Source organism: Allomuricauda sp. CAU 1633, from assembly GCF_017313225.1.
Classification (GTDB): domain Bacteria; phylum Bacteroidota; class Bacteroidia; order Flavobacteriales; family Flavobacteriaceae; genus Flagellimonas.
The window spans coordinates 664,147-676,256 of sequence record NZ_JAFLNE010000002.1 but is presented as its reverse complement, the minus strand read 5'-3'; the positions used below and the strand labels follow the sequence as shown (position 1 = coordinate 676,256).

10 protein-coding genes are annotated in these 12,110 nt (G+C 41.3%); 5 read left to right on the top strand and 5 right to left on the bottom strand.

Going from position 1 to position 12,110, the window contains the following annotated elements:
- Positions 1-372: 372 nt before the first annotated feature.
- Together J0X14_RS07930 and J0X14_RS07925 are read right to left on the bottom strand one after the other, a co-directional pair.
- Positions 373-1,248, bottom strand: coding sequence for a DUF1080 domain-containing protein (locus tag J0X14_RS07930; protein WP_207097218.1), 876 nt, complete (start codon positions 1,246-1,248; stop codon positions 373-375).
- A gap of 26 nt (positions 1,249-1,274) precedes the next feature.
- Positions 1,275-2,192, bottom strand: coding sequence for a multiheme c-type cytochrome (locus tag J0X14_RS07925; RefSeq protein ID WP_207097217.1), 918 nt, complete (start codon positions 2,190-2,192; stop codon positions 1,275-1,277).
- A 506-nt stretch (positions 2,193-2,698) separates the two neighbouring features.
- Here J0X14_RS07925 and J0X14_RS07920 point away from each other — a divergent pair.
- Positions 2,699-3,712, top strand: a complete 1,014-nt coding sequence (locus tag J0X14_RS07920) for a glycoside hydrolase family 5 protein (RefSeq protein ID WP_207097216.1) — start codon at positions 2,699-2,701, stop codon at positions 3,710-3,712.
- A gap of 9 nt (positions 3,713-3,721) precedes the next feature.
- Here the strand turns inward: J0X14_RS07920 and J0X14_RS07915 are convergent, their stop codons facing one another.
- A complete protein-coding gene (locus J0X14_RS07915) occupies positions 3,722-4,969 on the bottom strand; it encodes an alpha-galactosidase (protein ID WP_207097215.1) in 1,248 nt (415 codons plus the stop codon).
- Positions 4,970-5,595: 626 nt separating this feature from the next.
- On the opposite strand from J0X14_RS07915, the gene J0X14_RS07910 reads away from it, so the two are divergent.
- From J0X14_RS07910 to J0X14_RS07895, 4 genes are read left to right on the top strand one after another with little or no spacing between them, the layout of a single operon-like run.
- A complete protein-coding gene (locus tag J0X14_RS07910) occupies positions 5,596-7,428 on the top strand; it encodes a sodium:solute symporter family protein (protein ID WP_207097214.1) in 1,833 nt (610 codons plus the stop codon).
- Positions 7,429-7,460: 32 nt separating this feature from the next.
- A complete protein-coding gene (locus J0X14_RS07905) occupies positions 7,461-8,642 on the top strand; it encodes an AGE family epimerase/isomerase (protein ID WP_207097213.1) in 1,182 nt (393 codons plus the stop codon).
- Between the two features lie 55 nt (positions 8,643-8,697).
- The gene (locus J0X14_RS07900) at positions 8,698-9,180 is read left to right on the top strand and encodes a hypothetical protein (protein ID WP_207097212.1); all 483 of its coding nucleotides are present in this window, start codon (positions 8,698-8,700) and stop codon (positions 9,178-9,180) included.
- Complete coding sequence (locus J0X14_RS07895; RefSeq protein ID WP_242527952.1) at positions 9,177-9,914, top strand: glycoside hydrolase family 26 protein; 738 nt, start codon at positions 9,177-9,179, stop codon at positions 9,912-9,914. Before J0X14_RS07900 ends, J0X14_RS07895 begins: the two co-directional genes overlap by 4 nt.
- 139 nt (positions 9,915-10,053) lie before the next feature.
- Here the strand turns inward: J0X14_RS07895 and mgrA are convergent, their stop codons facing one another.
- The gene (gene mgrA / locus J0X14_RS07890; RefSeq protein WP_207097520.1) at positions 10,054-11,046 is read right to left on the bottom strand and encodes an L-glyceraldehyde 3-phosphate reductase; all 993 of its coding nucleotides are present in this window, start codon (positions 11,044-11,046) and stop codon (positions 10,054-10,056) included.
- Positions 11,047-11,051: 5 nt separating this feature from the next.
- Positions 11,052-12,110: an SGNH/GDSL hydrolase family protein gene (locus J0X14_RS07885; RefSeq protein ID WP_207097211.1), complete on the bottom strand. Its 1,059-nt coding sequence runs from the start codon at positions 12,108-12,110 to the stop codon at positions 11,052-11,054.

Genomic DNA, 12,110 nt, shown 5'->3' with positions numbered 1-12,110 from the left:
ACTATGTGGTTGATAAATCTCTATTTTCTATCCCTAGTGCAAGGACTGATGGGGGTTATGAGTTCCATCCTAAATTACATTGATAGGTCAAAGACCCGTAAAAGGGATATCAAGGTGCGGCCCTGCAACCCTATAAAAAACAAAGAGATCCTTTTTAACGAACCTGAGATAATTACACTAATTGCCCACATGGACCGCTGATATTGATTTGGAAATGAAATGAAATGGCCGTGCTTTTTATAATCATAAAGGACCTTAGGGAACGTATAATGGCATGACACCTTTGTGAGATACGTAAATCGGAACCAACAAAATAATCACATTTGGTCCACGAGGTCTGAAATTCCACATGATCAAATAATTTAAGGGCAATTATCTTAAATACTTTTTGGGCAACTCTTTTAAAGTCCTGATTCGTATGTTCTTAAAATATATTTCGGCTCCTTCTGATTGCATTTGTATTTTTCCCTTCACCAACGGCATTTCATTGCCCGCAGTATTGATTTGGGAAGAATTGTAGAGTATCATGTTTTTCTTTCCATTGATTACATGAATGGCAGTCCCTTCAAAACAAAACAAATCGATAGTGTTCCACTCACCAGAAGGTTTTTCAGCATCAGTTGACTTTACCACATGTCTTCCACGTTCATTGTCAGGTGAAAAATGTAGCAGCTCACCCATTGGGTCATAAATGAAATTATTTTCTTCAAGTCTGACCGGTACATCGAAAGTTGCACCTGCACACCCCCAATAATCTCCGGTATCCCCCTCTTGTATCTGAAATTCCTGGGAACGCATCCAAAATCCACTATCTGCCCCATGTTCTCCTACGGCATGGTAAAGTAACCCACTGTCCTTGGGAGCATTTTCCTTGGGAGCATATTTATGGGTACCCCATTTGAATTCCATTTGTAAATGGTAATTTTGGAATTCCCGATGGGTTGAAAGCCCCCCAAATCGTTTTCCGGATATGTGAATAACAGGTTCCCCATCTAAAATATCTACTTTGAACACTTTATCCGGGTCATTATTGAGACCCAACCTTTCCCCTTTTGTCCAATCCTCCCAATCACCTCCTGAAAATTCTGCCCCGATATAAGTGTCCCAACCCGATAGGTCCGTACCATTAAAAAGATTCTCCCAATTGTTTTCGGGCTTTTTTGATCTACATCCCATAATAACAATCATCGATAATATACCGATCCAAAAAGTTGATTTATCCATAGTCTTGTTTAAATTTGAGTTCATATTTGCATGAGTTTTCCTGTTCTTTGTCATTCGTAAATTCCTATTAAATGTGTCCTGATCTCTACGGGGACGAGCAAGGAATCTTTTGAATCATAAATCGACATGGATTTGGAGGGGGTTAGTGGCATATGGCACTCCACACAATTGTTGTCCTTGGATTTTCTCAAGTCCATTTCAATACTACATGGGATTTCCCCGCCCGGCCCGGTCCCTTGGTGACAGGCAATACATTTGGCATTGAACATTTTAAGGTCGCCCCGCTGATTTTTGTGAGGGTCATGGCAACTGACACAATCCATACTCTTACTCCCTTTAAAACATGCGCTCGCCAAAAGTAGACCATATTGGTTTCCATGCACATCCAACGACTCCAAACTGCTGCTGTCATATTCAGGATTGGGAAAATCCATTAGGGTATCACCGGTCATAAATGAAAAGGGAATCTCTTCCCTGTGCCTTTGGGTTCCCGAGTGACAAAGGGCACAGGATTGCAGTCTTTGTTTTTGTGATAAATCGGAATACGACAAAATATATAGGGCTTCCGTCTCATTGGGATTGGACAGGTGGTGGTTTACATGTTCGTTCCCAGGCCCGTGGCAACGTTCACAATCAATGCCATATATGAGTTGTGACCTGTCATATGAATGGGGTTTGTTGAACGTGTTCCTGCTTTTTGCAAAAGTGACATGACATTCAAGGCAGCGCTGCCGAATGGGTCTATTTGGTGCAAAAATGCCATTTGGATAGTTTGGACTGTTGACCCAACTTTTGGAAGGTTTAAAATAAGATACCTGCAATTGGTATAGATCATCACCCTCCCAGTTAAGATAAGATTGTCCTTTGGTCCCGGAACCTATCACTATGTCCATTTTTTTGGAATCAATCAGAGCATTATCCAACCTTGAAAATGCCTCTTGATAGAATCCATCCTCCTCGGATCTCATAATGAAAATAATCTCATCATTGAGCAAATAGCTATTGTTTTGGATAAAGCTTCCCTCTATTGAGACGCTATCAGCTTCTCTGGAGGTTAAGAAGTGTGGTGTCTTTATATGGGATTGGTAAAGATCCTTATGACAGCCTATGCACCTATTTGATCCCGCAAACCCTTTACCACTTCCATGCATAGCAATTGGTTCAACAGAAATATAAGGACTCTCGTACATTGAATTAAAATACTTCCTAGCTAGAAAAAGCGCCCCAACAGCCATCAATATTAAAAAGAGATATCTAAAACGTTTTCGGAATTTCATGATATTACATTACCATGCTCTTAATCTCTATTGAAACTATCACGCGACAAAGACCATGAAAGTTTAACCAAAATACCCTTTTTGGCCGACATTGCTTTTCTCAAGGTCAATAAACTATCTATTCTACGGAACATTGACAAAAACGTATTGAAAATTGATGGTTTTTTTGAATATTTTAACCACTCAAACATAAGATCATGGTAAATTTTATTAAACCGTATTTCTTCATTTTAATGGTGAACTGTACATTCATAACTGCCCAACAACCGTTGGAACGTATATCAGTCGATGGCAACAATTTTGTAACAGAAGATGGCAAGACCATTGTTTTTAGTGGCCTGAGCTCAAGTGATCCGGATAAATTGGAAAAGGATGGTCTATGGAGCAAAAGTTACTTTCAGGAAATTAAAAGGTGGGGGGCAAACCTTGTCCGATTTCCAGTACATCCAGCACGGGTCAGGGAAAGGGGCAAGAAAGAGTATTTACAACTTTTGGATGAAGGCATCCGATGGGCGGGGGAAGAAGGGCTTTACGTAATTATGGACTGGCACAGCATAGGCAACCTTAAAACGGGCATTTATCTGGCTGATATGTACGATACCGATATGAAAGAAACCTTCAATTTTTGGAGGAACATTGCAGTACGTTATGGTGAAAATCCCGTAGTTGCATTTTATGAGCTTTACAATGAGCCTACAACATTCAACAATAGGTTCGGTACAGTGACCTGGGAAGAATGGAAAAAAATAAATAAGGAAATTATCACCATCCTTAGGGCCAATGGTGGCAAGGGCATTCCCCTTGTGGCAGGCTTTAATTGGGCCTATGACCTTACACCTGTAAAATTCTCTCCTTTGGATGTCGAAGGAATTGGCTATGTAAGTCACCCCTACCCCCAAAAGAGAGAAAAGCCTTGGGAGGAAAAATGGACAGCGGACTGGGGTTTTGTGAAGAACAACTATCCCGTAATACTAACCGAAATGGGGTTTTCCGGCCCAGAAGATCCCGGAGCACATGTACCGGTGATAAGTGATGAATCCTACGGCGACGCCATAACAGAATATTGTGATGAAAGGGGAATTTCATATGTGGTCTGGGTATTTGACAAACAATGGGCCCCACGACTCTATACAGATGACAGCTACACGCCTTCAAGGCAAGGAAAATACTTCAAAAAGAAATTGCAGAGCTATGACAAGGGCAATAAGTAATGTATTTTTTCAAGATTTATTCTTTTTCTCAAGCAACACCATTAACACATCGTGACTATCCAGAGCAGTATTTAATTTTCTTGAAGTATCACCTAGTTTTTTATGCTGGAACAAGTCCTCTATGGTGTAGTGATATGTGTCAATTTTAAGTCTAAGTTCGTTCAGCTTATCTTCAATACCACCCAGATGCCAGTCATATTGCAATTCGAAAACTTGGTCCGTCATGTTCACAAAAACCACCGCCCAAGCATCATTGGACAAAGGTTTTGCCCAAATTTCAATGCCATCATCATCTGATACCTTAAAACCTTGTATTCCCAAAGGATCCTGATTGACTCCTATTACTTGGTCATTTGTCAATATTTCAAGGGTCTTGGGATTTACTTTTCTAAGATCATTGCCCAAAATCAAAGGAGATGCCATAATACTCCACATGGCTAAATGGCTTTTATCTTCTGCATCTGTCATACCATTGCCCACCTCCATCATATCCAAATCGTTCCAGTGACCGGGTCCAGCTGCATGTCGAATATTTTTTCGCATATTGATAATTTTCCATACCCCCCAAGATGACCAACCACCATGATCTACCTCACAATCCCAACAATTTGTAATATCTCCGGACACCCGCCACATGTGCCCCACATTTTCTGCCCAGTCCCATGGTCGATTGTTGCCCCATTCACAAATGCTAAAAAGAATTGGGCGGCCGGATTTGGCCAAAGCGTCTCTCATGGTCTCATAAGCGCCTTGTGCGTTCAGATTTTCAGTATTGCACCAGTCATATTTTAAGAAATCCACTCCCCATGCCGCAAAAGAACGTGCATCTTGGTATTCATGTCCCCTATTCCCTGGAAATCCTGCACATGTTTTTGAGCCTGCACAACCATAAAGCCCAAATTTGAGACCCTTGCCATGAACATAGTCGGCCAATGCCTTCATACCGTTTGGAAATTTTTGTGGATCTGCTACCAAATTACCATTTTCATCACGCTCTTTGGACATCCATCCATCATCCAAAACAATATACTCATAACCCACATCTTTTAGACCAAGGGTGACAAATAAATCCGCTGTGTCCATAACAAGACGTTCATCGATATCAGTGGCAAAAGTGTTCCAACTGTTCCAACCCATAGGAGGGGTTTTGGCAAGCCCATTAAATTTTTGACCCCAAGAGAATGTGACAGTCAAAAAAAGACCAATAATGAAAATGCTTCTTGATATTCGATAAAAAATAGACTTGAAATTGTTCATATTGAATGTTTTGTATAGAAAAAAACCCCGATTTCACGGGGTTTTCTCTTGAAGTAAAAAAAACTAACTCAAAAAAGATTAAACTAACTTGAAAATCTGGTATTTATGAAGTCCTTCCTATTTAGAACTCAGTACAATAACCATCCAATCTGTAGTTATCATTTCTCTTATTACCAAAAGTATTGTACCGATGCTATTTTTCTAATATTATTTTGTCAATTACCCATTAAATCTTGATAATTTTGGAAGTTTTCAAAACTTTATGTGTTTTTTTTTAATATTTCACATGTTCGGCTTTATCACCTTTTGAACCGTGCGAGCACATCATGCCAGAATACTATTCCAGTATGACAAATTAGTATCATATGTTCTGCATTCCAATAATTATTTTTGGATTGCAAACCTCACTTTTTTTAATTCGTTTTGATAATAAATAAATAATAATTAACCTTTTAAAGTTTAGAATACATAAATGACGCTGGGTTTAAAAGGTGTTATAATTGTAAAATCGGTGGCCATTTGACAAAATCGATTTAGCTAAAATATTTTTTCAGAAAACCTAGGCCCGTAACATATAAAAGACAGAATTTTAGATATGGAATATCCGTTAACCAAGATTTACAGGAATGCTTAGGACCATAGATGTTGTGATCATTGCAACATATTTGCTAGCGACCATTTTCATTGGATTGATTCTAAGAAGAAGGGCCCAAAGGAGCAAGGAAGACTATTTGTTGGCCGGGAACTCCATACCATGGTACATGTTAGGCCTTTCCAATGCTTCGGGCATGTTTGATATATCTGGAACTATTTGGTTGGTTACCCTCATGTTCGTGTATGGGATTAAAAGTGCATGGATTCCATGGCTCTGGCCTATCTTCAACCAAGTTTTTTTAATGGTGTATTTGTCCAAATGGCTGAGAAGGTCCAATGTGACCACCGGGGCTGAATGGATTAGGACACGTTTTGGAAACGGGAAAGGTGGAAAACTGTCACATACCATTGTGGTGGTCTTTGCCCTTTTGAGCTGTCTCGGTTTTTTGGCGTATGGGTTTATTGGATTGGGAAAATTCATGGAGATTTTTATCCCATGGGAAGTTTTGGCAAATTATGTTCCATTTGACGTCCCGGCTGCATATGTGCCCCACTTTTATGGTGTTGTGTTTACCTTGTTCGCCGTTTTTTATTCACTTTTAGGAGGGATGTCCGGAATTGTCTGGGCCGATGTGCTGCAATTCGGTATCATGACAATTTCTGCCATAGTCATCGGTTACTTGGGGTTTGTAGCCATAGGAAACAACCCCTTGAACGTTCCCGATGGATGGGGAACTCCCTTTTTCGGTTGGGAACTGGACCTTGATTGGTCCAATATCATTCCTCAGGTAAATGAAAAAATAAGGTCTGATGGTTATGGTCTCTTTACCATATTTTTTATGATGATGATTTTCAAAGGAATCTTGGTGAGTTTGGCTGGCCCAGCCCCCAATTATGACATGCAGAAGATTCTTTCTGCCAAAAACCCCAAGGAAGCTTCCAAAATGAGTGGTTTTGTATCCGTCATCCTCATGCCCATCCGCTATTTGATGATTGCCGGATTTGCAGCCCTTGCTTTGATCTATTATGAAAAACTGGATTTGATCACCGCCACGGGTGAGGTCGATTTTGAATTGATCCTGCCCTCAGCCATAAAGGAATTCGCGCCTGTGGGCCTAATGGGGCTGCTCTTGGCCGGACTTTTGGCGGCTTTCATGTCCACTTTCGCAGGAACCTTGAATGCGGCGCAGGCCTATCTGATCAATGACATATACCTTAACCATAAAAAAACGGAAGTGACCCCAAAACAAGTAAAGGTCATGAACTATGGTTCTGGAATCTTAGTTGTCCTGGTGAGTATCTTCCTAGGTTTCTTCGTTGAAGACGTCAATTCGGTCTTACAATGGTTGGTTTCCGCTCTTTTTGGAAGTTATGTGGTGGCCAACATTTTAAAATGGCATTGGTGGCGTTTCAATGGCCATGGTTTCTTTTGGGGAATGGTTGCGGGTATGGTACCAGCATTGATACTTCCCTATGTCTTTTCGGCAACCCTAGACCTGTATTACTTTCCGATTTTGCTGATAACTTCCATACTGGGATGTGTGATTGGAACCTATTCCGCACCGCCCACTGAAGAAAAGGTTTTGCGCTCGTTTTATACCGATGTTAGGCCATGGGGCTTCTGGAAACCCATAAGCGACAATATTCGCATGGAAAACCCAGGCTTCAAGAAAAACACCCATTTTAAAAGGGATATGTTCAACGTACTTACAGGTATTGTGGCACAAACGGTCTTGGTAATGCTTCCCATGTATTTGATATTCAGACAAAACATTCCGGTACTGATTCTTTTGGCCGTATTGATCTTGTGCATCCTTTTGCTCAAAAAATTCTGGTGGGACACCCTTGGGGAACAACTTGATTAGAAACAGAAAATGTTTAAAGTTTAATTCGTCCCATGTCCAAAGATTACAAAGAACTTAAAGATGAATTGCGCAGTGAATTGGACAATATTTTGACGTATTGGTCAACTTTTGGCATTGATGATCAATACGGAGGCTTTGTAGGGCAACGTGATTTTCACAACCAGCTTGTGCCGAAAGCATCCAAGGGAATCATTCTGAATACCCGTATCCTCTGGTCCTTTTCAGCTGCGTCCAATTACCTGAAATCAAAAAAATACGAATCTAATTGTAATAGGGCCTACACCTATTTAAAGACCTATTTCAAAGATAAAGGCCATAAAGGTGTTTTTTGGGAAGTAGATCATAACGGAAATCCTCTCAATACAAGAAAGCAAGTGTATGCCCAGGCCTTTGCCATTTATGCGCTCTCCGAGTATTACCTGTTTTCCCAAAAGGAAGAAGCAAAGGATTGGGCCATTTCCCTTTTTGAAAATTTGGAAACCTATGCAAGGGACAGGCATAATTTGGGATATTATGAAGCTTTTTACGAGGATTGGACCCCCATACCCGATATGCGTTTGAGCGATAAGGATATGAACGCTGCCAAGACCATGAACACCCATCTGCATGTTTTGGAAGCTTACACCAGTTTATTGAAAGTGTATGACCATCAAAAGCTTAGTGATGCACTGCGGGAGTTGATTGTCCTTTTTCAATTTAAGTTTTTGAATAAGTCAAACCACTATGATCTTTTTTTTGATAAAGAATGGAGCCTCCTGAGCACTACCATTTCCTTTGGGCACGATATAGAAACGGCCTGGCTGGTCATTGAGGCGGCCAAAGCATTAAACGATGAAAGCTTGGTTCAACAGACCCAAGAAACGGCCATTAAAGTAATCGACACTTTTTTGTTGGAAGCTTTGGATCCTGATGGGGCCGTAATGAATGAAAGGGACACAGTATCAAACCATTTGGACACCGATAGACATTGGTGGCCCCAAGTGGAGGCTCTTATCGGGTTGAAATATGGCCATTCCCTGACCCAAAATCCTGATTATATTGAAAAATCCATTGGTATATGGGAATTCACAAAACAGTTCTTGATCGATAAAGCGCATGGAGAATGGCATTTTAGGGTCGATTCTGAAGGACGGCCCTATAAAGAAGAAGACAAGGTGAGTATGTGGAAAGCCCCCTACCATACTACCCGTGCCTGTATTTTAATGTGCCAATGATTGGACCATGACTAAACAATACTTTCTTATTTTGGTTACAATTATTTCGATGACAATGAGCAGTTGTTCCAAAGATTCGGATTCCGGTTTTTATGAACCTGAACCCATTGAAGAAGACCCAACCCCGGAAAATCCACTTCCACCTGGTGAACTTGACTTTGAACCCGAGGAGACCAGAAGTTTCATGGTAAACCCAGATGCCACAGAAGAGACTGTTGTGCTCTTTTACAATTTAAAATTGCTTTCACAAAATAGTTTTATTGTAGGTCAGCAAGATGCATTCAGCAGCTTCTATCAAGATAATGCCGGGGATTCTGATATCAAAAAAATGACCGGGAGCGATCCAGGACTATTGGGGTCGGACTTCATGTTCATTACGGACGATCTTAACGATGGAACCCCTTCCAATTGGTTTTTCCAACAAGAAAACCAGATCAGGGATGACGTCCTCAGGGCTTTTGATATGGGTTTGGTCAATGTTTCTGTTGGTACTTTCGTGAACCTTTTGGGGGCGAACATTTCTATACAAATGAAATGACCCAATTTCAAAGGGAAAATGCCCTGAAAAGTATCTTGCCGGGAGGTGAAAACCATGACTACTATAAGCTAAAGCTTGATAAAATAACATCGTTCACCGAGAGCTTGGTGGGTTCCAATGGTGCATTGGTCCCCATCATCTTCAGGCCTTTCCATGAATTTGATGGTGATTGGTTTTGGTGGGGGCAATCCTTTTGCACCATCGAAGAATATGTACAGCTTTGGCAGTTAACGGTAACATACCTTAAAAACACCTTGTCTGTGAACAACATGCTCTTTGCTTTTTCACCAGATAACCGATTTTTTTCAGAAAGCGAATACTTGGCACGATATTCCAGGGATGACTTTGTGGCTATCATGGGAATGGACAATTATGGGAATTTCAATAATCAAGGCCAAGCTGGTGTTGAAAGGGCGAACCAAAAACTAAAGATTGTGTCCGACTTGACAGAGGAAAGGGTTAAAATAGCTTCACTTACCGAGACAAGGTATTTTGTCACTTTAATCGAAAACGGGGCCATTCCAGGTTTTTTTACCAATAACCTCTTTGAAGCCTTGACCCATAACGATGTTAAGATTGGTTTTACCATGTTTTGGTATAATTATCAAGACAAGTATTGCACACCTGTACCCGGTTTGCCCAGTGCCAATGATTTTATGGAGTTTGTGTCCAAACCAAAGGTGATTCTTGCAGATGACCTGCCAGAAATGTACCGGCTACCGCCCAATTCTTAACTATAGTAAGGCCCCCCTCATTAAATTGGAGCAATTTTAGCTATTGTCTATGAATCTCAAGAAAAGTTGTTCGAAATAAATCAATGTATACGTACTATAGAAAAATCAAAGGACGGGACTTCAATTTTTTTGGGTTTCTTTACTTCAAGATTGTCTCTATTTTTTCCAGTTCATCATTGGTAAAGTGCAAGTTTTGTAAAGCGCCCAAATTGTCTATCAGTTGTTTTGTGCTGCTCACACCTACCAGTACCGAGGTCACTCGCTCATCTTTTAACAGCCAAGAAATTGCCATTTGTGCTAAACTCTGCCCCCTGTTGCCTGCCAATTGGTTCAGTTTTTTCACTTTCGTAAGCACTTTATCGGTGATTGTGTCTTTCTGCAAAAAACCTGTGCTTTTGGCTGCCCTGGAATTTTTAGGGATTGATTTTAAGTATTTGTCCGTGAGAATTCCTTGTTCCAAGGGTGAAAATGGAATGCACCCAATACCTTCATCGCCCAGAACATCCATAAGACCATCCTCTACCCAGCGGTCCATCATGTTGTAACGGGGTTGGTGGATCAGGCAAGGAGTGCCCAAACTTTTTAAAATTTTTGAAGCCTTCAAAGTATCGTGGTGGTTATAGGACGAAATCCCCACATAAAGTGCTTTTCCCTGCCGCACTATAAGGTCCAATGCTGTCATGGTCTCTTCCAAAGGGGTTTCCGGGTCTGGTCTGTGATGATAAAATATGTCCACATACTCCAAACCCATGCGTTTTAGGCTTTGATCTAAACTTGCTGCCAAGTACTTTTTGGATCCCCAATCACCATAGGGACCTGGCCACATTCCCCATCCAGCTTTGCTGGAGATAATCATCTCATCCCTGTAAGGCAAGAAGCTTTGCTTCATGACCTTTCCAAAGTTTTCTTCTGCAGATCCTGGCGGGGGACCATAGTTGTTGGCTAGATCAAAGTGGGTCACACCTTTGTCAAATGCGGCATGGAGTATCTTTTTACCCTCTTCAAATAAATCGACATATCCGAAATTATGCCAAAGCCCCAAAGATATTGCGGGGAGCATCAAACCGCTTTTTCCGCATCTTCTGTACGGCATGGTATCGTAACGTTTGGCTTCTGCAATATAGGGTTCCATAAATTTCAAAGTATTTGTTTTAGAAAGGGCCGTAATTGGTAGGCCATGACCTTGTGAACTTCAACGCTTGGGTGTGATGTACACCCGTTTGGACTCATCTCCCCAAATTGAAAAATGGATACTTTTCGTGTATCTTGATAATGGTCCTTGATTTCCTGAAGACTTTCCAGAAGCACGTTTCCCTTGTCGCCAGAAACCATGGGAGAATTGAGCAGCACCAATTGGGTATTTGGGTGAATCCCAAATAAGTGTTCCGTAAATGCAATACAACTGGTCACAAACATTTTCCTGCTGAAAGGCAATCTAGGCTTAGACCCATCACCTTCGGACATATCATTGGTCCCCAGACATATACAAATGATGTCAGGAACATGGTCAAAGGTATATTGATACGCACTGTCGGAATTTAAAAAAAGATTGTCATAGACCTCTGGCATAATGGGTTCCTCAAGGTTCTCGTCATTCCAATTCCTGTACATCCCTATGCCGGATACCGAGCTCAATAAATAATCAGCGTTGAGTGCTCTCGCAACCCTTGGCCCAAAAGCGAAATAGGCATTGTGTTGGTCAAACCACTCCCCCTTTCCACAGGGCACGGTGGTCAGATCCGCTCCCATACCACAGGTAATGGAATCTCCAATAAACTCGATTTTTGTTTTCCTCTTTACTTTGGCCGATGTTATTTTTTCAGTTTTCGCACCATAAAAAAGAATGGAGCCATTTGATGCTTCCCGTTCCTTGTAAAGGGCTATTTCATGGGATTCGGACCTACCAGCGGGCAATGCGATGGCAATTCTATTTATGGAATCACCGTTAATTTGGTACCTGCCCCTGTATCTTCCATCAACGGAAAGGGAAAAATAGTTGTACGGAGAGTTGCCCGATTTGAGGAACAGTTCCAGGCTATCCCCCACAGCATTGAACTCAACACCGGAAGCTGGGCTTATCAAAGTGGTATGGCCATCTTCTTTTAAAAATCTACCTTGAAATCTAAAAGCAGAATCGTCGGACTCGAAGAGGGGAACAACAGCTTTTTTGCCCCTTCCACACCCCACAAGATGCAT